The organism is Dactylosporangium sp. NPDC050688 (assembly GCF_040654515.1).
In the GTDB taxonomy this organism is placed as follows: domain Bacteria; phylum Actinomycetota; class Actinomycetes; order Mycobacteriales; family Micromonosporaceae; genus Dactylosporangium.
Genome location: NZ_JBFAIC010000005.1, coordinates 231,966 through 254,677, shown reverse-complemented (window position 1 = coordinate 254,677; position 22,712 = coordinate 231,966). Strand labels below are relative to the sequence as shown.

The window sequence follows — 22,712 nt, the reverse complement described above, 5'->3', positions numbered from 1 at the left end:
GTGCGCCGGGTCTGTTTCACCCTCCAGGTCAAGCCCGACCGGCTCGACGAGTACCGGCGCCGCCACGCCCACGTCTGGCCCGACATGCTCGCCGCGCTGCGGGACGCGGGTTGGCACGACTACTCGCTCTTCCTCCGCGATGACGGCCTGCTCGTCGGCTACCTCCTCACCGAGGACTTCGCCGCCGCGCAGGCCGCCATGGCCGCCACCGACGTCGACCGGCGCTGGCAGGCGGAGATGGCGGAGTTCTTCATCAACGGTCGGCACTTCGTCGTCCTCGACGAGGTGTTCAACCTCGAACACCAGCTTGGAGCGTTGCGATGACAGAGCTCGCCCCGGAGACGCGCACGCGCGTCGCGGCACAGCTGCGCGGCCAGCGGATCGAGACGGCGTCCTGGGCATACGGCAACTCGGGCACCCGGTTCAAGGTGTTCCCGCAGGAGGGCGTGCCCCGGGACCCGTATGAGAAGCTCGCCGACGCGGCGACCGTGCACCGGTTCACCGGCGTCGCGCCGACCGTGGCGCTGCACATCCCGTGGGACCTCGTCGAGGACTACGCCGACCTGGCGCGGCACGCCGGGGACCTCGGCGTCGCGCTCGGCACCATCAACGCCAACGTGTTCCAGGACAACGACTACAAGCTCGGCAGCGTCACCAACCCCGACCCGGGCATCCGGCGCAAGGCGATCGGGCACCTCCTCGAGTGCGTCGACGTCATGGACCGCACCGGGTCGCGGGACCTGAAGCTGTGGTTCTCCGACGGCACCAACTACCCCGGCCAGGACGACGTGCGCACCCGGCAGGACCGCCTCGCTCTTGCGTTGGCCGAGACCTACGACCGGCTCGGCCCCGACCAGCGGATGCTCCTTGAGTACAAGCTGTTCGAGCCCGCGTTCTACATGACCGACGTGCCGGACTGGGGCACCGCGTACGCGCACTGCACGACCCTCGGCGAGCGGGCCCAGGTCGTCATCGACACCGGTCACCACGCGCCCGGCACCAACATCGAGTTCATCGTCGCCTTCCTGCTGCGCGCCGGGAAGCTCGGCGGCTTCGACTTCAACTCCCGCTTCTACGCCGACGACGACCTCATGGTCGGCGCCGCCGACCCGTTCCAGCTGTTCCGCATCCTGCACGAGATCGTGCTCGCCGACGCGCTGTCCGACGCCGGCGCGTACAAGGGCATCGCCTTCATGCTCGACCAGTGCCACAACCTCGAACCGAAGATCCAGGCGGTCATCCGGTCCGTGCTCAACGTGCAGGAGGCGACCGCCAAGGCGCTGCTCGTCGATCACGCCGCGCTCAAGGCCGCGCAGGACGCCGGCGACGTGCTCGGCGCCAACGAGGTCCTCATGGACGCCTACCACACCGACGTCCGCCCGCTGCTGCGGTCGGTACGGGAGGACATGGGCCTGGACCCCGACCCGATCGGGGCCTACAAACGCTCCGGGTACCTGGAGAAGATCCGCGCCGAGCGCGTCGGCGGCACGCAGGCCGGGTGGGGTGCCTGATGCGGCCCGTCGACGCACCCGTTGAGGCGCTCGTCGCGCGGTCCCGCCGGCTCGGCGCGGACCCCCGCAACACCAACTACGCCGGCGGCAACACCTCGGCCGCCGGCGTCGCGGAGGACCCCGTCACCGGCGGGCCGGTGGAGCTGCTGTGGGTCAAGGGATCCGGCGGCGACCTCGGTACCCTCACCGAGGCCGGCCTCGCCGTGCTGCGGCTGGACCGGCTGCGCGCCCTCGTGGACGTGTACCCGGGGGTCGACCGCGAGGACGAGATGGTCGCCGCGTTCGACTACTGCCTGCACGGCCGCGGCGGCGCCGCACCGTCGATCGACACCGCGATGCACGGCCTCGTCGCCGCCCCGCACGTCGACCACCTGCACCCCGACGCCGGCATCGCCCTCGCCACCGCCGCCGACGGGCCCGCGCTGACCAAGGAGTGCTTCGGCGACCGGGTGCTGTGGGTACCGTGGCGCCGCCCCGGCTTCCAGCTCGGCCTCGACATCGCCGCCGTGCAGCGGGACAACCCGCAGGCGATCGGCGTCATCCTCGGCGGGCACGGCATCACCGCCTGGGGCGCGACCTCCGAGGAGTGCGAGGCCAACTCGCTGGAGATCATCCGCACCGCGACGGCGTTCCTCGCCGCGCGCGGCCGGCCCGAACCGTTCGGCGCCGTCGTACACGAGCCGCTGCCGCAACCCGAGCGCGAGGCCGCGGCGGCCGCCCTGGCCCCGCTGCTGCGCGGGCTCGCGTCCACCGACCGCGCGCAGGTCGGCCACTACACCGGCACCCCGGAGGTCCTCGACTTCGTGGCCCGGGCCGCCCTCGACCGGCTCGCCGCGCTGGGCACCTCCTGCCCGGACCACTTCCTGCGCACCAAGGTCCGGCCCCTGGTCCTGCCCGCCGGCGGCGGCGCCCCCGAGCAGATCCGGCAGCTGCACGCCGCGTACCGCGAGCAGTACGCCGCCTACTACCGGCGCCACGCCACCCCGGACTCGCCGGCGATGCGCGGCGCCGACCCCGCGATCGTGCTCGTCCCCGGCGTCGGCATGTTCAGCTTCGGCGCCGACAAGCAGACCGCCCGGGTGGCGGGGGAGTTCTACGTCAACGCGATCAACGTGATGCGCGGTGCCGAGGCCGTGTCCGCGTACGCGCCGATCCCCGAGTCGGAGAAGTTCCGCATCGAGTACTGGGCCCTGGAGGAGGCGAAGCTCGCCCGCCGCCCGGCGCCGCGCCCGCTGGCGACGCGCGTCGCGTTCGTCACGGGCGGCGGCTCCGGGATCGGGCGGGCGATCGCGCTGCGGCTGGCCGCCGAGGGCGCCTGCGTCGTGGTCGCCGACCGGTCCTATGAGTCGGCCGTCGCGGTGGCGTCGGAGATCGGTACCTCCGACGTTGCGGTCGCCGTCGACGTCGACGTGACGTCCGAAGCGGCGATCACGGCGGCGCTGGACGCGGCCGTGCTCGCCTTCGGCGGGGTCGACCTCGTCGTCAACAACGCCGGGCTGTCCATCTCCAAGCCGCTGCTGGAGACCACCGCCGCCGACTGGGACCTGCAGCACGACGTGATGGCCCGCGGCTCGTTCCTGGTCGCCCGCGAGGCCGCCCGGGTCATGATCGAGCAGGGCATGGGCGGCGACATCGTGTACATCGCGTCGAAGAACGCCGTCTTCGCCGGGCCCAACAACGTCGCGTACGGCGCCACCAAGGCCGACCAGGCGCACCAGGTCCGGCTCCTGGCCGCCGAGCTCGGCGAGCACGGCATCCGGGTCAACGGCGTCAACCCCGACGGGGTCGTGCGCGGCTCCGGCATCTTCGCCTCCGGCTGGGGCGCGCAACGCGCCGCCGTCTACGGCGTGCCGGAGTCCGAGCTCGGCGCCTTCTACGCGCAGCGCACCATCCTGAAACGGGAGGTCCTGCCGTCGCACGTGGCGAACGCCGTGTTCGCGCTCGTCGGCGGCGACCTGTCGCACACCACGGGCCTGCACGTGCCGGTCGACGCGGGCGTGGCCGCCGCGTTCCTGCGATGAGCACTCGCGTCGCCGCGGTCGACCTGGGCGCGTCCTCGGGCCGGGTGATCGTCGGCTCGATCGACCCGGGCACCGTCCGGCTCGCTGAGGTCGCCCGGTTCCCCAACACCCCGGTCCGCGTCCAGGGCACCCTGCACTGGGACATCCTCGGCCTGTACCAGGGGATTCTCGACGGCCTGTGCGCCGCCGCGCGCGACGGGGCGCTCGCCTCCGTCGGCGTCGACTCGTGGGCCGTCGACTACGGCCTGCTCGACGGCGACGGGCGGCTGCTGGGCAACCCCGTGCACTACCGCGACGCCCGTACCGCGGACGTGGCCTCCCCGGTCCCGGCCGCCGCCCTGTACGCGGCGACCGGGATCGCGCACCAGCCCTTCAACACCGTCTACCAGCTGCTGGCCGCAGCCGGCAGCGCGCAGCTGGACGCGGCCCGGACCCTGCTGCTCATCCCGGACCTCGTCACGTACTGGCTCACCGGCACCGCCGGCGCCGAACGGACCAACGCCTCCACCACCGGGCTGCTCGCCGCCGGCGGAGCGGGCTGGGACCTGCCGCTCGTGGCGCGGCTGGGCATCCGTGCGTCGCTGCTGCCGCCGCTGCGCGACCCCGGCACCGTGGTCGGGCCGCTGCTGCCCGGCACGGTCGCCGTCCTCACTCCGGACACCCTCGTCACCACGGTCGCCTCGCACGACACGGCCTCGGCGGTGGTGGGGGTGCCGGCGCGCAGCCCGGCGTTCGCGTACATCTCCTGCGGGACGTGGTCGCTGGTCGGGGTCGAGCTGTCCTCGCCGGTGCTCACGCCGCAGAGCCGCTCGGCGGGGTTCACCAACGAGGCCGGGGTCGACGGCACGGTGCGCTACCTGCGCAACGTGATGGGACTGTGGCTGCTGCAGGAGTGCATGCGTACGTGGCCCGGCGGTCTTGCATTGGACGCGCTGCTGGCCGGGGCGGCCGCGGCGCCGGCGCTGCGCAGCGTCGTTGACGCCACCGACCCGCGGTTCCTGGCGCCGGGGGACATGCCGGCCCGCATCGCCGCCGCGCTGCGCGAGACGGGCCAGCCGGTGCCCGCCGACCCGCCCGCGATGACCCGGTGCATCCTGGACAGCCTGGCGCTGGCGTACCGGCGGGCCGTCCGCGACGCCCAGCGGCTCACCGGCCGGCACGTCGACGTCGTGCACCTGGTCGGCGGCGGCGCCCAGAACGCCCTGCTGTGCCAGCTCACCGCCGACGCCTGCGAGCTGCCGGTCGAGGCGGGCCCGGTCGAGGCGGGCGCCCTGGGCAACGTCCTGGTCCAGGCCCGTGCTTTGGGGCTGGTCGCTCCCGACCTGGCGTCGATGCGGGCGCTGGTGCACGCGTCGCGGACGTACCGGCCGCGGCCCGGCTCCGCCGCCACCTGGGCCGCCGCCGACTCTTCCTGCCCCTGACGGGTTTGCGCGGCGCTCGGCCCGTTCCCCCGTTCGTCGGGGCGGGGTTCGCCGGGTCAGATCGGGTGGCGGGCCTGGAACGCCAGCCGGGCCTCGGCGCCGTCGGCGATGCGGGTCAGCTCGTCGTCGAGGATCATGTACGCCTCCCACGGCGCCCCGCCCAGCAGCGCCGCCACCGGCTCCTCCAGGCCGGTCTCCCGCCTCCCCTTCCACACCTTGTCGGCGAGCGTCACCAGCAGCTCCTCCGGCGTCGCGTCCGGCCGGTCCCACTGCGCGTGGGTGGCGGCGAAGCGGGCGAGGTGGCCGTACCGCTGCAGCATGCGCGCGCCGGCCTGCTCGTGCTCGTGCCCGGGCCCCGACAGCTCGTGCGGGTGCAGGGCCTTGCCGATGTCGTGCGTGGCCGCCCCGAACAGCACCGCCGCCCGGTCCACGGCCACGCCCGGCGCCGCCACCGCCAGCCAGTCGAGCAGCTGCGCCGCGACGTCGTGCACGGCCCGCAGGTGCGCGGCGAGCCGTGGGGGAGCGCCGACCTCCCGCAGGATCGCGGCGGCTTCCGGCGGCAGCGGCCGCAGCCCGGGCTCGGTCAGCGCCCGCTCCAGCGCGCTCGTTGGCTGCGGGCTCACCGGTCGCTCGGGCTTCCTGCTTGCCGTCGCGCCGCCCGTTCGGGGGCGCTCACGGGGTGCGGGCTCAGCGCCCGCTCGGGCGTGCTCACGGGGTGCCGGCTCACCGGTCGATGTGGCCCGCGGTGCGGATCAGGTCCGGCTCGACCGCGAACCGCCCCCGGAACACCGCCGGCGCACCCGGCGACTCGGCGAGCTTCTCCGGCAGGATGGCCGCCTCGAACGTCCCCGCCGCCACGTCGATCGTCAGCCGCGCGTCGTGGAAGTCCAGCCAGGTCCCCATGATCGGCGACCACATCTTGTACACCGTCTCCTTGGCGCTGAAGTGCACCGCCGGCCACCACGGCTCATCCGGCCGCCGCGCGCACCAGGCGATCTCCTCCGGCAGGCAGATCGAGGGCACGATGTTCTCCGGCAGCACCGTGCGCCGCTCCGCGTCGATCCCGACCGCCCGCAGGTCCGGCACCAGCCCGACGGCGACCGCGCAGTACCCCTTCGTGTGGGTGATGCTCCCGATCGCCCCCGCCGGCCAGACCGGCGCCCGGCTCGGCGCCGCCAGCACCGGCTGCCCGTGGATGCCGACCTTCTCCAGGGCCCGGCGCGCACACACCCGCCCCGCCGTGTACTCCCGCCGCCGCCCCTCGACCGCCCGCGGCGACAGGTGTGCCGCCTCGTCAGGCAGTAACGCCCCGGTCCAGTCGTCATCGCCGGCGACCTCGACCACCACGAACTCGGGCAACAGGTCACGCACGAGCCGGAACTCTACCGCCCGACCGCCACCCCCGCGCACCACAAGAACCCCGACCGCCGGCGGGGGTGCCCCTCGCCTGCCGCACGACCAGCCCGGCGCCGGGGCAGCCGCAGGACCGTTCACGGTGATCGCCGGGTGCTGAGCCCCGAGTGACAACCGCAGCGCCGCGTCCGGCCCGCACTTCAGCCCATGCAGCGGACCGCCCCGCCGCGGGCCGGCGTGGGGCTCCCCGCCCCGGTGCCTCGATACTCGTTGTCGCTGGCACTGCCTGCGCCAGCGCGTGGCAGTCTCGGTGGTCGCGTTCGCGCTGGCCGGACCATCGTGGTGATCGAAGTCGCGTCTGGTCGTCTGGACGGCCACGGCGCGACTTCGATCAACCGAGCAAGACCAATCTGGCAAGATCGCGAGTGAGCCGTGGCGGCCGCGACGGGGTGGGTCGCGCCCCGGAGCCGACCTGCTCGTTGTTGCTGGCATTGCCTGTGCCGGTGTGCGGCAGCCTGACGCGTGCGGCGTTCGGTGGTCGCGGTCGCGCTGGCCGGACCCCGTCGTGGTGATCCAAGTCGTGTCCTGGCCGTCTGGGCGGCCACGGCGCGACTTCGATCAACCGGGCAAGATCAAGCGGGCGGGATCACCAGTGAGGGCAGGTCGGGACCGCGACGGGATCGGCCGCTTGATGCGACCCGCGTCGCGGCCCACCCGACGCCGGGCAATGACACGCTGGGCACGGCGGGACGGCGCATCGACCCACGCCGTCTGCTGGACAACCTGACCCGCGCACCGCACCGCCAAGGATCCACGTCAAAGATCCGCCAGTGGGTCGCCCGGAATCAGGGCGAGCCGGACTCCGCCCCGGCGGACCCGTCGCCTCACACGATCGAGGGCGGCCCCGCGGTGGGTGGCTGCTCCGGCGGCCGGCGGGACAGGTTGCCGAGCACCATGCCCGCCAGTGTGGTCAGGACGACCACGCCCGACCAGAGCTCCTCCGGCCAGGCCACCCCCAGTGACGCCTGCACGCCGATCAGGTGGGTGGTCCAGACCAGCAGCGGGATCGAGGCGCCGGCCGCGACCGGGGTCAGGTCGGGGCGGCGGGCGGCGGTCCACTGCACGGCGGCGTCGGCCAGGGCGGCGCCGGCCAGGGGCCACAGCTGGGCGGCGAGGTGCTCGAAGTCGTCGAAGACGCCGTTGGGGATCGAGGCGGCGGCCACGACCACCGTGATCAGGCCGGCGGGGATGCGGCCGAGGCGGGTCCAGGTGAAGAGGGTGGCGGCGACGGCGAGGGTGGTGAAGGTCAGGTACTGCGCGAGGCCGAAGGTCGGGCCGCCGTCGCCGTAGCTGTCGAAGGCGGCCGGCGCGTCGGTGAACGGCGACAGGTAGCTGAGGAAGAAAGCGGCGATGCCGGTCGCGCTCAGCATGCACAGCAGGATCGGCAGGTCGGCGGCGGGGGACGGGGCGGCGCGGCGGGCGGCGGCGGCGCGGAGCGGGGTGGTGACCATCAGCGTGCCGGCGGTGAGCAGGAGCAGGTGCGGCGGGCTGAGCAGGGCCTCCAGGCCGACCTCGATGCCGAGCACGGTGTGCCAGGTCATGTCGATGGCGCCGCCCGCGGCGAAGAGGACCGCGCCGAGCAGGCCCAGGCCGTAGCCGGCGGGGACCCAGTCGGGCGCCGGGCCGGCGGGGCGGCCGCGCCACAGGGCGGCCGGGACGAGGGCGACGGCGAGCGCCGCGTAGCCGCTGTAGAGCACGCCGTGCCATGGGGTGAAGAACGTCTCCAGCTCGGGCACGTGCGAGTGCGCCCAGCCGTCGAGGTAGAGCCCGCCGGCGAGCCACAGCGCGGCGAGCGCGACGGCCAGGTCCCGGCGCGGCGTGGACGCGGGTCGGCCCGGAGCGGTCGTCGCCTGCGGAGCGGTGCTGGTCGCCATGGATCGATCCTGGCGTATCGCCGGGGTGGAGGCGACCCTGTTCGCCGGAATCACACACGGCGTCACATACGCGTCACACAGCGGAGGGCAGGCTCGCGCCCTGGGCCCGCAGGACCCGCTGCACCTGCGCGGCGGAGATCTCGCGCGGGGGCTTGCCGACCCGGGCCGACAGCGCCGCGCACACGCCGGCGGCCTGGCCGGTCGCCATCGAGATCGGCATGATGCGGTACGAGCTGTGCGCCACGTGGTCCCCGGAGATGCAGCGCCCCGCGACCAGCAGCCGGTCCACGTCGCGGGGCAGCAGCGTGCGCAGCGGGATGTCGTAGGAGGTGCCCTGCGGCAGGCGGCGCAGGATCGTACCGGGGCCGTTCGGGTTGTGGATGTCGACCGGGTACGCCCCCCGCGCCACCACGTCGTCGAACGACCGCGCGTCGAGCACGTCCTGGCCGGTGAGCTGGTAGTCGCCGAGGATGCGGCGGGTCTCCCGTACCCCCACCTGCACGCCGCTCTGGATGACGTACGACGACTCGAAGCCCGGCACCCGCCCCCGCAGGAAGCGGGCGATGCTGGCCAGCTGCCGGTGCGTGGCGAGCTCCGCCCGGGTCAGGTCCCACACGCTGATGCCGAGGCCGCCGAAGCGGGTCGAGTTGACCGCCACCTCGCCGTCGTGCGGGGTGGCGAAGAACAGCACGTCCTCCCGCGGCAGGTCCAGCTCGCCGGCGTCGCGCGCGGCCCGGATCAGGTCCCACAGGCCGTGCACGCCCTTCCACTGGTCGGGGTGCTCCCGGACGTACCCGGCGAAGACCTCCCGCTGCATGGTGCCGATGCGGAACATCAGGGTCATCGGCTGGGTCAGACCGTCCTCGGGGCGGCCGATCTCGTACGGCGCGCCCGCCGACGCGGCCAGGTCGCCGTCGCCGGTGCAGTCCACGACCACGTCGGCGTCGATGACGACCGGGCCGGACTTCGTCTCGAACACCACGCGGGAGGCGTCCGGCAGCGTGATGAGGTCGGAGGCGAACGCGTGCAGCAGCAGCCTCACCCCGGAGCCGCCGAGCATCTCGTACGTGACGAGCTTGAACACCTCCGGGTCGAACGGCACGGTGTACCCGGTCTCCTTGGACGGGGTGATCGCGCCGCCGGCGCGGACCAGGCGGTCCAGCAGCATCCACAGCACCCCCGCCACGACGGGCTCGCCCTCGCCGTGGTCGGTCGGCAGCAGCCGGCTGTCGTCGCCGCCGACCGCCTGCTTCATCTCGTTGTGGAAGCTCATCAGCGGCATGACCAGGGCCGCGGTGGCGTTGCCGCCGAGGAAGCCGTACCGCTCGACGAGCACGACCTCGGCACCGGCGGCGGCCGCGCCCATCGCCGCGCCGAACCCGGCCGGGCCGCCGCCGACGACGAGGACCTCGGTGTGCCCGCCGTACTCGGCCGTCCTCGGCGGCAGGTGTACCCGCTGTGCGCCGTCAGGCCTGTCGAAAACGTTCATGCCGCCACCTTTGCCCGGTCGAGCTGCGCGCCGAGGCGGCGGCCGGTCTCCGTGGCCCGCTGCTTGAGCGCGGCGACCCGCGACGCGGTGACCTCCAGGCGCTGCGGCCGTTCGTCCCACAAGCGGTCGACCTGGGCGAGCAGCGGCCCGGCCGCCTCCCGGACCACGCCGCGCGGCACCGGCGCCCCGATGCGCTGGGCGAAGTCGAAGACCTTCCCCGCGTACGGCAGGGCCAGCAGCGGTACCCCGGCCAGCGCGGCGAAGATGAGGAAGTGCAGCCGCATCCCGACGGCCAGGTCGAGGTGCTTCATCAGGTCGAGGATCTGGCCGGGCCGGTACTCGCCGTGCAGGACCCGGCAGTGCTCGGCCGCCGTCATCCGGGCCAGCACCGCGTGGGCGTGCCGGATGTCGGAGCGCTCCATCGGCACGAACAGCAGCGACGCGTCGAGCCGGTGCACGATGAAGTCGCCGACGTGGGCGAGGAGCTGGTGGTAGCCGTCGGCGTCGAGGTGCTGCGCGGCACGGCCCGGCTCGCGCACGCTCATGCCGACGACCCGCCGCCCGGCCGGCAGCGAGTCGCCCAGCGGGCCGGCGTCGAACTCCTCCGGGGCCAGCAGCAGCGCCGGGTCGGCGGTCACCGTGACCCGGCAGGTCACCCCGGCCTCCTCCAGCGCGACCTTCGACTCCTCGTCGCGGACGGTCACCTCGACCGCCTTCGCCAGGGCGTCGCGGGCCATCGCGCAGTCGATCTCCTCCGTCAGCGGCCCGGCACCCAGCGCGTACGCGAACACCGGCACCCGCTGCTCCTGTGCCGTGCGCACCACCCGGAGGTACCGGCGGGCCTCCGTGTCGTACAGGATGCCGCCGCCACCGAGGACCAGCATGTCGAGACGGCGCAGCTCGGCCGCCATCCGGTCCCGGCTGACCCCCTCCCACGGCGCGACCTGTACGTCGGGGTGCGCCGCCGCCGTGTGCCGCGGCTCGCGGGAGAACACGAACACGTCGACGTCCGGCCGGCGGGCCCGCAGGTCGGCGAGGATGCTGGTCAGGATCGCCTCGTCGCCGAGGTTGCAGCCGCCGTACGAGCCGAGCACGCCCACTCTCGTCATCGTCGCCCGCTACCCAGCGGGCGTTGTGTCATACCCGGCCCGTATGGTGTGTTTCGACCATTCAGCAATCCGTGGGCAGGGCACGTGATCCAGTTTCCGGCGGTCCGGCGGGGCCCGCTGCGGGCGATCAGCGCGCGGCTGGGGTTCGCGGTCCTGCTCGTCGTCGCGATCGTCGTCATCATCTTCGTCGACCGCGACGGCTACCGGGACGTCAACGACGACGGGCTCACCCTCCTCGACTGCTTCTACTACGCGGTCGTCACCCTCTCGACCACCGGTTACGGCGACATCACCCCGGTGTCGGAGTCGGCCCGCCTCGCCAACATCCTGATCATCACCCCGGCCCGCGTGCTGTTCCTGATCATCCTGGTCGGCACCACCCTCGAAGTCCTGACCGAGCAGTACCGCACCAACCTCAGGTTGCAGCGGTGGAGGAAGCGCGTGAAGAACCACGTCATCGTCTGCGGCTACGGCACCAAGGGCCGGGCGGCCGTCGGCACCCTGCTGGAGAACGGCCTGGACAAGTCGCAGGTGGTCGTGGTCGAGAGCGCGTCGGGGGCGGTGCGCCAGGCGCAGGCCGACGGGCTCGTCGTCGTCGAGGGCTCCGCGACCCGCTCCACGGTGCTGAAGGAGGCACGGGTCGAGCAGGCCAAGGCGATCATCATCGCCACCGACAGCGACGACGCGTCGGTGCTGGTCACGCTCACCGTCCGGCAGCTGACCGCGGGCAAGGTGTCGATCATCGCCGCGGCCCGCGAGGCGGAGAACGCGCCGCTGCTGCGCCAGTCCGGCGCCCACCACGTCATCGTGTCCTCCGCCACCGCCGGCCGGCTGCTCGGGCTGTCCACGACCGCGCCGCCGCTCATCGAGGTCGTCGAGGACCTGCTCACCCCCGGCCAGGGCATGGCGCTCGCGATGCGCTCGGCCCGCCGCGACGAGGTCGGCTCGTCGCCGCGGGAGCTCACGGAGCTGGTCATCGCCCTGTTCCGGCGGGGCAAGGTCCTGCCGCTCACCGACCCCGAGGGCACCACGATCCAGACCGGTGACATGGTGGTGTACGTCCGCGACGACCGGCCACAGGCCGTGCCGGCCATGCCGTGAGCCCAGCGGAGGAGCCGCGGACCATGGGCTCGGTGTTGGCCCGCGGCGGCGCTGGGGCGTAGCGGAGGTGGCACCGTGAGACGGTTCGTCGTTGTCGCGGCGGTACTGCTGGCGGCACTGTCCCTGGCTTCGCCCGCCGCCGCGCACGGTGGCGCGTCGGTCACCATCCACTCCGACGGCCGCGGCTCCGTCTGGATCACCGCTCAGTGGCAGGACGGCCACCCGATCAACGAGCCGACCCCCGTCACGCTGACCGCCACGCCCGCGGCCGGCGGCACCGCCGCGCCGGTGCCGGCGTCGACGCTGACGCAGACCGGCGACCAGCGCGGCACCCAGACGTGGAGCGGCGTCCTGCCACCCGGCTCGTGGCGTGTCGCCATCGACCTGGGCGCCCCCGTCGAGGGCCGCTGCCAGGCCCTCGTGCCGTCGGCCGCGCAGGGCGCGGCGTCGGCGCAGCCGGTCGAGGTCGCGTGCCTGATCCCGGCGACCGGCGCCACGGCGGAGGGGGATGCGGCAGAGTCCTCGACGGGCAGCTTGGCGCCGCTGTGGGTGACGCTCGGGATCCTGGTGATCGCCGGCCTGATCGTGGCGGAGGTGGTCCGCCGCCACCGGACCGGCCGGCCGCAGCCCCCGGCGGACAGTCAGTAACCCTCGGCGGCCGGCCGCGTGCGTCGGCGGCCGGGCCCGGTCGGGCACGGTCGGGCCGGTCGGGCTGCGCGCCTCGGCGGTCGGGCCGGTCGGTGGTCGGGCTCCTCAGCGGTCGGGCGTGGCGGTCAGTGTTCGGGTTGACGGCGTCGACGGGCGGAAGCAGGCTCCGGCCGGCGGGGGCAAGGGCGGGCCGGACGGGCGGGTGCAGGCCCCGCTGGCGGGGTGTAGAGCGGGATATGGGCGGCGGGGTGCAGGGCGGGACGTGGGCGCGGTCACCAGGGACGTCTGGCGAGGCGGTCGGCATGTTCGCAGGAACGAGCGCTACGCTTCCCGCGTGACTGGTGAGGCCGGCGAGGGAGCAGCGGACCTGGGCCGCGTGCCCGGCCGTGACCGCGCTCACGACGTTGCCCGAATCCCTGCCCAGGACGCTGCCCAGGACATTGGCCAGGACGCTGCTGGTGACGCCGCCGCGGATCCCGCGCGGGACCCGGCGACGGCCGCGCTGCTGGCTGCCCGGGGCGGTGACCGGGGCGCGGCGGCGGTGTTCGTCCGCGCGACGCAGCCTGAGGTGTGGCGGTTCGTCGCCGCGCTCGTCGGGCCGCACCACGCCGATGACGTGACCCAGGACACGTACCTGCGGGCGTTCCGGGCGCTGCCCGAGTTCGCGGGGCGGTCCACCGCGCGGACCTGGGTCCTGGCGATCGCCCGGCGCGCGTGCGCCGACCATGTCCGCGCCGCCGTGCGTGGCCGGCGCCTCGAGGCCCGGGTCGCCGCGGAGCCAGAGGACCTCGCCGGCGCCGACCACGCGGGCCTGCACGCCGCCGCCGACCTGGTCGCGGCGCTGCCGGCGGAGCGGCGGGTCGCGTTCGTGCTCACCCAGGTGCTCGGCCTGGCGTACGCGGAAGCCGCCGAGATCGAGGACGTTCCCGTCGGCACGATCCGTTCCCGGGTGGCCCGGGCCCGCGCCGACCTCGTCGCCGCCATCGCTGCCGCACGAGCCGGATGACCCGCACGCCGCCACCCGCCCCACCGGCACGCCAGGCACCCGCAGCAACGACGCGGCGGCCGGTCGCGGTGACGGCGCGGCGGCCGGCGGCGACGCGGTGGCGGGTCGCAGCAACGACGCGGCGGGTGGTTGTGGCGGTGCTGCTCGGGGTCCTCGCCGCGCTCGGCTACACGGCTCCGGTGGCCGCGCACGGGGCCGACGCGCCCGCCGCCGTCGACTACGAGGTGAGCGTCGAGTCGGTGTCGGTGCCCGGGGTGACGGTCCGCGTGGTCGAGGGCGGGGCCCGGCTCGAGCTGCGCAGCGTCACCGACCGGACGGTGGTCGTGCTCGGGTTGCAGGGGGAGCCGTTCCTGCGGATCGGCCCGGACGGCGTCGCCGAGAACCGGCGCTCGCCGACCTGGGCGGCCAGCCGCTCGCTGACCGGCCGGGCCGCGGACGAGGCGGACCAGCCCGGCGGCGCGGCGGCGGCCGAGCCGGACTGGCGGCGGGTGTCCACCCAGCGCACCGTCCGCTGGCACGACGAACGCGCCCGCGAGCTGCCCGCCCGGTCCTGGAGCGTGCCCCTGGAGGTCGACGGCACCACGCCGGGGATCGTCCGCGGCACCGTGCGCCGGGCCGATCCGCCACCGACCGGCTGGTGGTGGTCAGGGTCGCTCCTGGCCGCGGTCGCGCTCGCGGCCGCCCTCGCCCATCCGGCCCTAGCCCGGCCCGCACCCCGGCGCGCCACGCAAGGAGCCGACCAGGACGGCGACCACGACAACAGCCACGAAGCCGGCCAGAACAGTGATCACGACGACGGCCACAAAGCCGGCCAGGACAGCAATCACGACGACGGCCACGAAGGCGGGCGGTGGAGCGCCGCGGGGGTCGTCGCCATGGCGGGAGTCGCGGCCGTGGCGGGTGCGGTCACCGTCGCCTGGATCGTGGTGAGTGCCGGCCTCGCCACGTCGCCGGCGGAGAGTCTCGGCACGCAGCTGCTCGCGCGGCTGTGGCCGCTGCTCACCGGGCTGGGCGTGCTCGCCGCCGCGGGGCTGCAGGCGCTGCGCAGGCCCGCGGCCGACATCGTGACCGCCATCGCCGGGGCGTGCCTGGCGGTGATGACGGGGTTCGCCGACGCGGCCGTGTTCAGCAACGGCAGCCTCGCCGGGCCCGGCTGGTCCCGGTGGGCGGTCGCCACCGCCCTCGCCGGCGGTCTCGCCCTCCTCGCCGCGGGCGGCATCCGCTGGTACCGCACCCCCGCCGGCACAACGGCAGCGCCGGACCACACAATCCTCCGGAATAAGTAAACAGAATCCAACGAGTTCTTTCAGAAAGGCGCGTGACTGCGCATAATCGGGCATCGATGTTCCCCGCCAGGAGCAAAGGAGTCCGACCCATGGACCGCAGAACGTTCGTCGCGAGCGGTGTCGCCCTCACCGGCGGCGCGATCGCCCTGTCCACCGCCGTCGCCGGCCCGGCGGGCGCCGCCGTGCGCACGACGAAGACCGTCACGCCCGGCGCCAGGGGTGGCCACTACTGGCCGAACCTCGCCCCGTTGCGGGCGACCGCGTTCCTCAAGCTGCCCCCGGGCGCGGTCCAGCCCCGCGGCTGGCTGCGCACCCAGCTCAACATCGAGGCCGACGGGCTCTGCGGGCGGATGCCCGAGGTGTCGGACTACCTGCAGCTGAACAACTGCGGCTGGGTCGACCGGACCAAGGGCGCCTGGGAGGAACTGCCGTACTGGCTGCGCGGCTTCGGCGACCTCGGCTACGTGACCGGCAACACCCGCGTCCTGACCCTGGCCCGGCAGTGGATCGACGGCATCATCGCCAACCAGGCCGCCGACGGCTTCTTCGGGCCGGACGCGCTGCGCACGAGCCTGGAGGGCGGCCCCGACTTCTGGCCGCACATGCCGCTGCTGGACGCGATCCGCTCGCACGCGGAGTACCAGGAGCGCAACGGTACCCCCGACAACCGGGTCAACACGTTCATGCGCAAGTACTTCCAGTTCCAGAACGCGCAGCCCGCCGCCGTGTTCAACCGCAGCTGGGCCGCCCTGCGCTGGGGCGACAACATCGACAGCGTGTACTGGCTGTTCAACCGTACCGGCGAGAGCTGGCTCCTCGACCTGGTCCGCAAGATCCACGCGGGGTCCGCCGACTACACCAACGGCATCCCCAACTGGCACAACGTGAACCTGGCGCAGGGCTTCCGGGAGCCGGCCCAGTTCGGGCTGCTCGACCCGGACCCGAAGTTCCCCGCCGCCACCTACCGCGACTACGACACGGTCATGGGCCTGTACGGCAACTTCCCCGGCGGCGGCTTCGCCGGCGACGAGAACTGCCGCCCCGGCTACACCGACCCGCGGCAGGGCTTCGAGACCTGCGGGATCGTCGAGTTCATGCACAGCCACCAGCTGCTGGCGCGGATGACCGGCGACTCGATCTGGCTGGACCGCTGCGAGGACCTCGCGTTCAACCTGCTGCCCGCCTCGCTCGACCCGGCGCAGCAGGGCATCCACTACATCACCTGCGCCAACAGCATCGGGCTGACCAACGCGACGCTGACCCAGGGCCAGTTCCAGAACGGCTTCCCGATGCTCGCGTACATGCTGGGCATCCACAACTACCGCTGCTGCCCGCACAACTACGGCATGGGCTGGCCGTACTACGCGCAGGAGCTGTGGTTCGCCACCTGGGACAAGGGGCTGTGCGCGGCCATGTACGGCGCCTCGCAGGTCACCGCGAAGGTCGGCGCGAACGCCACCACGGTCACCGTCACCGAGGACACGGACTACCCGTTCAGCGACACCGTCACGCTGACCATGGGAACCCCCGGCGCGGTGGCGTTCCCCCTGTACCTGCGGATCCCGAAGTGGAGCACCGGGGCGGTCGTGCGGGTCAACGGCACCGTCGTCACCGGCACCGTCGAGGCCGGCTCGTTCGTCGTGGTCGACCAGACCTGGAACAACGGCGACAAGGTCACCGTCACGCTGCCGATGCGCACGACGGTGCGGACCTGGGCGAAGAACGGCAACGCGGTCAGCGTCGACAACGGGCCGCTGACGTTCTCGCTGTCGATCGCGGAGCGCTGGCAGCGCATCGGCGGCACCGACGCGTGGCCTGCGAACGAGGTGTACGCGAACTCGCCGTGGAACTACGGGCTGCTCATCGACCCCGCGAACCCGCAGGTCACGGTGACCCGGAAACCGGGGCCCCTGGCGGCGAACCCGTTCACCCGCGACGGCGCGCCCGTCTCGCTGAGCGTCACCGCCCGGCGGATCCCCAACTGGCAGGCCGACGCCGAGGGCGTGGTGCGCACGCTGCAGCAGAGCCCGGCGCGCTCCACCCAGCCGAACGAGACCGTGCAGCTGCTGCCGATGGGCGCGCAGCGGGTCAGGATCACCACGTTCCCGCGGATCAGCGACGGCGCCGACGCCGTGGACTGGGTGCTGCCGGCGACCGCGTCGGCGTCGCACTGCTGGAGCGGCGACTCGGTCGCGGCGGTCAACGACGGCAAGATCCCCAGCAGCTCCGCCGACCAGAGCATCCCGCGGATGACGTTCTGGGACCACCTCGGCACCAGCGAGTGGGTGCAGCTGACCTACGCGAGCGCGATTACGACCGGCGCGGTGTCGGTGTACTGGTTCGACGACACGGGCACCGGCCAGTGCCGCACGCCGCAGTCCTGGCAGGTCCAGTACCGCGATGCGAGCGGCGCCTGGGTGCCGGTGAGCGGGGCGTCGGCGTACGGCACCGCCACGAACACCTTCAACCGGGTCACGTTCACCACTGTGACGACCACCGCGCTGCGCCTCGCCGTGCAGCTCAAGGCGGGCGTGTCCGCCGGCGTCCTGGAGTGGCGGGTCGAGGGCACCACCGCACCGGTGGCCTGGAAGCGGATCCAGAACAAGCACAGCCTCAAGGTGCTCGGCGTGGCCGGCATGTCGACCGCCAACTCGGCCAACGTCGTGCAGTACGACGACAACGGCACCGCCGACCACAACTGGCGGCTCGTCGACGCCGGCGGTGGCTGGTACAAGATCCAGAATCAGAACAGCGGGAAGGTCCTCGCGGTGCAGAACATGTCGACCGCGAACTCCGCGCCCGTCCAGCAGTACGACGACAACGGCTCCGCCGACCACCTGTGGCGCCTGATCGACAACGGCGACGGCTGGTCCCGCCTCCAGGTGCAGCACAGCATGAAGGTGCTGGGCGTGTCGGGCATGTCGACGGCGAACTCGGCCCAGGTCGTGCAGTACGACGACAACGGCACCGCCGACCACCTGTGGCGGCTGCTGTGACCTAACCGCGGGACCTCGGGCGGGGCAGGAGCCGGGTGGTCGGCAGCGCGGGCGCCGGCAGCGGCTCCTGCCCGCCCGGCACCGTGCCGAAGCGCGCGGGCGTGCTGCCCAGCCCGGACCGGGCCGCCTCCCACTCGTCGCGCGCCGCCACGATCTCCTCGTGCGTGCGCGCGACGAAGTTCCACCACATGACCAGGTCCTCCTCGAACGGCACCCCGCCGAGCAGGAACAGCCGCCCGTCGCCCTCGACGCGCAGCGACGCGCGCCCGGCGCCCAGGTAGAGCAGCGAGCCGGCGGTCACGTCGACGCCCTCGACCCGGGCGCTGCCGTGGGTCAGCACCACCGCGTGCTCGAAGGCCGGATCCATCTCGATTTCCGCCGGGGTACGGGTGGCGACCGCCAGCTCGGCGCCGACGAGCTCGCTGTGCACCCCTGCCGGTGACGTGGCGCCGCCCAGCGAGCCGACCGCCACGGTCATGCGGACCCCGGGGATCTCGGCGACCGGCAGGTCCGCCAGGTGCTCGAACCGCGGCGGCTGGTGGCGCGCCTCCTCGGGCAGCGCCACCCACAGCTGCAGCCCGTGCAGCAGCGGCGGCTTGCCGGCGGGGGAGTCCTCGGAGTGCGCGATGCCGTGCCCCGACGTCATGATGTTGAGCTGGCCGGGGCGGATCAGCACGTCGGAGCCGAGGCTGTCGCGGTGCTGGATCTCTCCGTCGAAGAGCCAGCTCACCGTCTGCAGCCCGATGTGCGGGTGCGGCGGGACGCGCATCCCCGGCCCGGCGGTGACGTCCTCGGGGCCGAAGTGGTCCAGGAAACACCACGCGCCGACGGTCCGGCGGGTCTTGTTCGGCAGGGTCCGGCGCACCACGGTGTGGCGGCCCAGCGGCACGTCGCGCCCCTCGAGCAGCTCCGCGCACGGGGCCGTGCGGGTGTCGGCGGGCAGGTCCTGCTCGGCGGGCAGGGGCTCCAGGTTGCTCACCGGGCCATTGTCTCCCGCCGTCCGGGCTCCCAGCCAGGCGCGATGCGAGTAATTTGTCCGTTGTGATGGGGTTTGTGGTGGCGGTGCTCGCGGTCCTGGCCGCCGGCGCCGCGGTGTACGTCGCCTTCCAGGCGCTGCGCTCCGTACGGTCCGCCGCGGCCACCGCCGGTGAGCTGCTCGCCGCGTACCGGCTCGCCGAGGCGCGTGCCGACGCCGAGCGGGTCTGCGCATGGGCGGTCAGCGAGCGCGAGACGTTCGAGAAGATCATCACCCGGGGCGTGGTCGGCGCCGCGGTCCGCAACGCCGGGCAGACCCCGGTCTACGACCTGGAGATCGTGTTCCGGGACCCGCCGGCCGCCTGGACCGCGATCCGCCGGGTCCGCATCGTGCCGCCGGCGGAGCAGCCCGAGGTGTACGCCGGGTTCGACGAGGAGCAGACCGAGGGGCCGGTCGAGCGCGACCGGATCAACGACGACGGCACGATCCGGCTCGCCCCGTCCGCCGACATGCACGTCGAGCTGTGCTTCACCGACAGCCGCGGCCGGCGCTGGCAGCGCGACGACAAGGGCGTCCTCACACAGGTCGGCGAGGACGTGGCCCGCGCCCCGGCCCCCGTCGAGCAGCCCTGAGCGGGCGATCCGGCTGTGGCGGTCCGGCTGTGGCGGGTGGCGCGGCTCAGAGGCTGGCGGCGGCGGCGATGGCCGCGCCCCGGGCGCCGGCCATGTCGCGGTCCGGGACCAGGGCGAACGTGGCGACCGCCGCCTGCTCGTCGCGCAGCAGCGTGTACTCGCGCACCTTCGCCAGGAACCACTCGCGGAAGTGCGCGGCGGCCTCGACGACACCGCCGCCGACGAAGTAGCAGTCGGGGTCGGTGAAGTTCGCGGAGATGGTGAAGAGCCGGCCCAGGCCCATCGCCTGCTGCTCGAAGATGCGCAGCGCCAGCTCGTCGCCCTGCTCCGCGTAGGAGCGGACCTGCTTCGCGGCGGTGCGGACCGACTCGGCTCCGTGCAGCGGGTGGTCCGGGAACCGGGTCAGCCAGTACGGCAGCAGGTTGCGCACGATGCCGGTCAGCGAGCTGACGCTCTCCACGTCGCCGAGGAACCCGCACCCGCACGACGGCAGCGGCTGCCCCTCCTCCAGCAGGCCGTGCATCGGGATGTGGACGTGGCCGAGCTCGCCCGCCATGCCGGCGGCGCCCTTGACGACCTTGCCCTGCTCGATGACGCCGCCGCCGAGGCCGGTGCCGACGATCGCCGACACCGAGGAGCGGCTGCCGGCCTCCGCGCCGAAGTGGACGTGGTGGGCGTACAGGGCGGCGGCGTTGCCGTCGTTGTTGTAGACGACGGGCAGCCCGAGGCGCTGCTCGAGGGCGCCGCGGAAGTCGAAGCCCCACCACGCCTGCTGGGAGAAGTTCGTCGAGCCCTTCGAGGAGATGATCCCGTCGGCGGTGGCCGGGCCGGGGGTGTCCAGGCCGACGGCGGCGACCCGATCCCGGCCGACCTTGGTCACGGCGAGGATGTTGTCGAACGCCCCGGCGAGGGCCTCGACCGCGACCGCCGGACCCTCCAGGACGCGGCTGGGCACCTCGACCAGGCCATCGACGAGGAACGTCCCGTCGTGGGCGAGCACCGTGGCGTTGTTGGCGGTGCCACCGTTGTCGAGGCCGACCACGACCTGGTCCTGCGCGATGCCCATCGGTCCTGCTCCTCGGGAGTGACGAAGGTAAGCGGCGAACACGGTACCGCACGGCGTACCCGGGCGGGCCCCTCGATCGTTTGGAACCTCATGGCAGTGCGGGAGCGGCAATGGCGGGCGGCCGCCCGGTGGGCGGGGCACCGGCGCACGGCCGCGGTCGCGGCGGCGGCGGTGGTCGCGGCGACCGTCGCGCAGGGGCCCGCGGCCGGGTTCGTCTACGACGCCGCCCGCTACTTCAACGGCTCCCTCGCCCTGTTCACCGCCGCCGGCACCGCCCGCGAGGGCGACCTGGACCTCCGCGGCGTGCTCACCGCGGCGGTGTACGCGCCGGCCGCCCTCGCCGAGCACCTCGCGCCCGGCGCCGGCCGGTCCGCGGTGCTCACGCAGAACGCCCTGCTCGTCGCGGTCATCGGGGCGCTGCTGCTGCCGGCGGTCGCCAGGCGGCGACGGCCCGCCGCCGTCTGGGTGTGCGCGCCGCTGACCTGGCTGGTCGCCGCCCGGTTCGCCCCGTACCCGCTGATGGACCTGCCCGCCGCCGCGGCCTTCCTCACCGCCGTCTGGCTGGCGCTGCGGCCGCCCGCCCGGTGGTCGCCGGCGGGCTGCGGGCTCGCCGCCGGGGTCGCCGCGGCCGTCACGGTCAACCTGCGCCCCGCGTACCTGCTGCCGCTGCTCGCCCTCGGCGGGCTCGTCGTGGCGACCCGGCGGGTCCGGCCGGCGCTGTGGTCCGCGGCCGGCGCGGTGGCCGGTTCGCTGCCGCAGATGGCGTACAACCTGCTGCGCGGCGACCCGCCGGCCCCGACCCCGCCCGGCACCGCCGGCCTCGCCGGGTTCCAGGCCGGCTACGCCTCGTACGTCGTGCGGTACGACACGATCGAACCGGCGACCGGGGCGCCGCAGCAGTTCTACTGCGACCCGTCGATGGCCGCGGCGGTCGCCGGCGACCCGGTCGGCTCGACCGGCGACCTGGTCCGGGCGCTGCTGGGCAACCTGCCCGGCTCGGCGCTGTTCCTGGTCGAGAAGGTCGCCGCGGCCCTGGCGTGGCCGGCCTCGGCGCCGTACAGCGCGGCGGCGGGCGTGGAGCGGTACGCCCTGGCCGTCCCGGTCGTGCTGATCGTCGCCGTGGGCATCGGCGCCGCCTGCCGCACCCCGGGCGCGCGGGCGGTCGCGGTCCTGGCCGCCGGGGTGTGCGCGTCGCTGATGACGTCGGCGACCGAGACCCGCTTCGCGCTGCCCCTGGTGCTGCTCGGCGTCGCCGGCTGCGCGCTGCTCACCCCGCCCGCCCGCGGGCAGACGGCGCCGGGCGAGCAGGCCGTGCCGGGCGGCAGACGGCGCCGGGCGGGCAGGCCGTGCCGGGCGGGCAGACGGCGCCGGGCGAGCGCGCCGCGCCGGGCCGGTGGCGGGGGCCGTTGCTGTTCACCGCGGCGGTCCTGCTCGCCGCCGCCGCGCTGTTCGCCGCCGCGGCCGCCGGGGTCGCGTACCCGCTGCCGCCGGGGCCGGCGACCCCGGCCGCCTGTGCCGCGAACGGGTGATCCGGCGCGACCCACCCGGCGCCCGTGCCGTTGGGCGGTGCAGTGAGCACGACACTGGACGCGACACGTGACCCCGCCGCAGGTCCGGGCGGGCCACCGGCGACCGCCGGCCGTGCCCGGCCCGGCCGGTGGCACAGTCCGCGCGACGGTGCCCGGCAGCGGGTGGCGTCGCTGCTGCCGCTCGCCGCCGGCCTCGCCGGGACCGCGACCACACTGCGGTGCTACGGGGTACCGCTGACGACGACCCTCGCGTTCGCCGCCTGGGTCACCGCCGGGATCGTGCTGCCGGGGCTGCTGCTGTGGCGGTGCCTGCGCGGCCGCTCCGGCCGGCTCGCCGCCGACGTCGTCGCCGGTGCCGCCGCCGGCTACGTCGTGGAGGTCCTATCCGGTGCCCGACCACCGCCAGCCGGTGCACCGCGGGCGGTTCGACGACTTGACGCTGCCGGTCACGGAGCGGCTGTGCGCCGAGGTCCTCAGCGTCCCGTGCCACCCGGCGCTCGACGACGACGACGTGGACCAGGTCGCCGCCGCGCTCGACGCGTTCCGTGGAGCGGGCCGGAGCGCAGCGGAGGAGCCGCGAACCATGGGCGCAGTTTTGGCTCACGGCGGCGCCGGAGCGGAGCGGAGGTGACGG

19 protein-coding genes are annotated in these 22,712 nt (G+C 74.3%); 12 read left to right on the top strand and 7 right to left on the bottom strand.

What is annotated here, in order from left to right; genetic code table 11:
- From AB0H83_RS08060 to AB0H83_RS08045, 4 genes are read left to right on the top strand one after another with little or no spacing between them, the layout of a single operon-like run.
- The gene (locus AB0H83_RS08060; protein WP_360088726.1) at nt 1-324 is read left to right on the top strand and encodes an L-rhamnose mutarotase; all 324 of its coding nucleotides are present in this window, start codon (nt 1-3) and stop codon (nt 322-324) included.
- Nucleotides 321-1,511, top strand: a complete 1,191-nt coding sequence (rhaI, locus tag AB0H83_RS08055) for an L-rhamnose isomerase (protein ID WP_360088723.1) — start codon at nt 321-323, stop codon at nt 1,509-1,511. Before AB0H83_RS08060 ends, rhaI begins: the two co-directional genes overlap by 4 nt.
- A complete protein-coding gene (locus AB0H83_RS08050) occupies nt 1,511-3,532 on the top strand; it encodes a bifunctional aldolase/short-chain dehydrogenase (RefSeq protein WP_360088720.1) in 2,022 nt (673 codons plus the stop codon). The genes rhaI and AB0H83_RS08050 overlap by 1 nt, the downstream gene beginning before the upstream one ends.
- Entirely contained in the window at nt 3,529-4,953 is a 1,425-nt protein-coding gene (locus tag AB0H83_RS08045) for a rhamnulokinase family protein (RefSeq protein ID WP_360088717.1), read from the top strand. The genes AB0H83_RS08050 and AB0H83_RS08045 overlap by 4 nt, the downstream gene beginning before the upstream one ends.
- Nucleotides 4,954-5,009: 56 nt before the next feature.
- On the opposite strand, the gene AB0H83_RS08040 is transcribed toward AB0H83_RS08045, so the two are convergent.
- The 5 genes from AB0H83_RS08040 to AB0H83_RS08020 all read right to left on the bottom strand — a co-directional run bounded on the left by AB0H83_RS08040 (nt 5,010) and on the right by AB0H83_RS08020 (nt 10,838).
- A complete protein-coding gene (locus tag AB0H83_RS08040; RefSeq protein WP_360088714.1) occupies nt 5,010-5,576 on the bottom strand; it encodes an HD domain-containing protein in 567 nt (188 codons plus the stop codon).
- 100 nt (nt 5,577-5,676) lie between these two features.
- Nucleotides 5,677-6,324 (bottom strand): 4'-phosphopantetheinyl transferase superfamily protein, encoded by a 648-nt coding sequence (locus AB0H83_RS08035; RefSeq protein ID WP_360088711.1) that lies wholly within the window; start codon nt 6,322-6,324, stop codon nt 5,677-5,679.
- An 866-nt stretch (nt 6,325-7,190) separates the two neighbouring features.
- Nucleotides 7,191-8,240, bottom strand: coding sequence for a hypothetical protein (locus AB0H83_RS08030; protein WP_360088708.1), 1,050 nt, complete (start codon nt 8,238-8,240; stop codon nt 7,191-7,193).
- 73 nt (nt 8,241-8,313) lie between these two features.
- Nucleotides 8,314-9,729 carry an FAD-dependent oxidoreductase gene (locus tag AB0H83_RS08025; protein ID WP_360088705.1) on the bottom strand — a complete coding sequence of 472 codons (1,416 nt, stop codon included), beginning with the start codon at nt 9,727-9,729 and terminating at the stop codon, nt 8,314-8,316.
- Entirely contained in the window at nt 9,726-10,838 is a 1,113-nt protein-coding gene (locus AB0H83_RS08020) for a polysaccharide pyruvyl transferase family protein (protein WP_360088702.1), read from the bottom strand. The genes AB0H83_RS08025 and AB0H83_RS08020 overlap by 4 nt, the downstream gene beginning before the upstream one ends.
- A gap of 84 nt (nt 10,839-10,922) precedes the next feature.
- Here AB0H83_RS08020 and AB0H83_RS08015 point away from each other — a divergent pair, with 84 nt between their 5' ends.
- The 5 genes from AB0H83_RS08015 (at nt 10,923) to AB0H83_RS07995 (ending at nt 17,875) form a co-directional block, all read left to right on the top strand.
- Entirely contained in the window at nt 10,923-11,939 is a 1,017-nt protein-coding gene (locus tag AB0H83_RS08015; protein WP_360088699.1) for a potassium channel family protein, read from the top strand.
- 75 nt (nt 11,940-12,014) lie between these two features.
- Nucleotides 12,015-12,587: a hypothetical protein gene (locus AB0H83_RS08010; RefSeq protein ID WP_360088696.1), complete on the top strand. Its 573-nt coding sequence runs from the start codon at nt 12,015-12,017 to the stop codon at nt 12,585-12,587.
- A gap of 502 nt (nt 12,588-13,089) precedes the next feature.
- Nucleotides 13,090-13,593, top strand: coding sequence for a sigma-70 family RNA polymerase sigma factor (locus tag AB0H83_RS08005; protein WP_360088783.1), 504 nt, complete (start codon nt 13,090-13,092; stop codon nt 13,591-13,593).
- 125 nt (nt 13,594-13,718) lie between these two features.
- On the top strand, nt 13,719-14,879 hold the full coding sequence (locus AB0H83_RS08000) for a hypothetical protein (protein WP_360088693.1): 1,161 nt from the start codon (nt 13,719-13,721) through the stop codon (nt 14,877-14,879).
- Nucleotides 14,880-14,968: 89 nt separating this feature from the next.
- Nucleotides 14,969-17,875, top strand: a complete 2,907-nt coding sequence (locus tag AB0H83_RS07995) for an RICIN domain-containing protein (RefSeq protein ID WP_360088690.1) — start codon at nt 14,969-14,971, stop codon at nt 17,873-17,875.
- Nucleotide 17,876: 1 nt separating this feature from the next.
- On the opposite strand, the gene AB0H83_RS07990 is transcribed toward AB0H83_RS07995, so the two are convergent.
- Nucleotides 17,877-18,845 carry a pirin family protein gene (locus AB0H83_RS07990; protein ID WP_360088780.1) on the bottom strand — a complete coding sequence of 323 codons (969 nt, stop codon included), beginning with the start codon at nt 18,843-18,845 and terminating at the stop codon, nt 17,877-17,879.
- A 71-nt stretch (nt 18,846-18,916) separates the two neighbouring features.
- Between AB0H83_RS07990 and AB0H83_RS07985 the strand changes: the two genes are divergently transcribed.
- The gene (locus AB0H83_RS07985; RefSeq protein WP_360088687.1) at nt 18,917-19,483 is read left to right on the top strand and encodes a hypothetical protein; all 567 of its coding nucleotides are present in this window, start codon (nt 18,917-18,919) and stop codon (nt 19,481-19,483) included.
- A gap of 46 nt (nt 19,484-19,529) precedes the next feature.
- Here AB0H83_RS07985 and AB0H83_RS07980 read toward each other — a convergent pair whose 3' ends face one another.
- Nucleotides 19,530-20,549 (bottom strand): ROK family protein, encoded by a 1,020-nt coding sequence (locus AB0H83_RS07980; RefSeq protein WP_360088684.1) that lies wholly within the window; start codon nt 20,547-20,549, stop codon nt 19,530-19,532.
- Nucleotides 20,550-20,639: 90 nt separating this feature from the next.
- Between AB0H83_RS07980 and AB0H83_RS07975 the strand changes: the two genes are divergently transcribed.
- Nucleotides 20,640-22,124 (top strand): hypothetical protein, encoded by a 1,485-nt coding sequence (locus tag AB0H83_RS07975; protein WP_360088681.1) that lies wholly within the window; start codon nt 20,640-20,642, stop codon nt 22,122-22,124.
- A gap of 342 nt (nt 22,125-22,466) precedes the next feature.
- Nucleotides 22,467-22,709, top strand: a complete 243-nt coding sequence (locus tag AB0H83_RS07970; RefSeq protein WP_360088678.1) for a DegT/DnrJ/EryC1/StrS family aminotransferase — start codon at nt 22,467-22,469, stop codon at nt 22,707-22,709.
- The last annotated feature ends 3 nt before the right edge of the window (nt 22,710-22,712 follow it).

Bases quoted from the DNA above. Each gene is read 5' to 3' on its own strand.
- rhaI (WP_360088723.1), top strand. From the start codon at position 321: ATGACAGAGCTCGCCCCGGAGACGCGCACGCGCGTCGCGGCACAGCTG.
- AB0H83_RS08050 (WP_360088720.1), top strand. From the start codon at position 1,511: ATGCGGCCCGTCGACGCACCCGTTGAGGCGCTCGTCGCGCGGTCCCGC.
- AB0H83_RS08045 (WP_360088717.1), top strand. From the start codon at position 3,529: ATGAGCACTCGCGTCGCCGCGGTCGACCTGGGCGCGTCCTCGGGCCGG.
- AB0H83_RS08030 (WP_360088708.1), bottom strand. From the start codon at position 8,240: ATGGCGACCAGCACCGCTCCGCAGGCGACGACCGCTCCGGGCCGACCC.
- AB0H83_RS08025 (WP_360088705.1), bottom strand. From the start codon at position 9,729: ATGAACGTTTTCGACAGGCCTGACGGCGCACAGCGGGTACACCTGCCG.
- AB0H83_RS08020 (WP_360088702.1), bottom strand. From the start codon at position 10,838: ATGACGAGAGTGGGCGTGCTCGGCTCGTACGGCGGCTGCAACCTCGGC.
- AB0H83_RS07995 (WP_360088690.1), top strand. From the start codon at position 14,969: ATGGACCGCAGAACGTTCGTCGCGAGCGGTGTCGCCCTCACCGGCGGC.
- AB0H83_RS07980 (WP_360088684.1), bottom strand. From the start codon at position 20,549: ATGGGCATCGCGCAGGACCAGGTCGTGGTCGGCCTCGACAACGGTGGC.
- AB0H83_RS07975 (WP_360088681.1), top strand. From the start codon at position 20,640: ATGGCAGTGCGGGAGCGGCAATGGCGGGCGGCCGCCCGGTGGGCGGGG.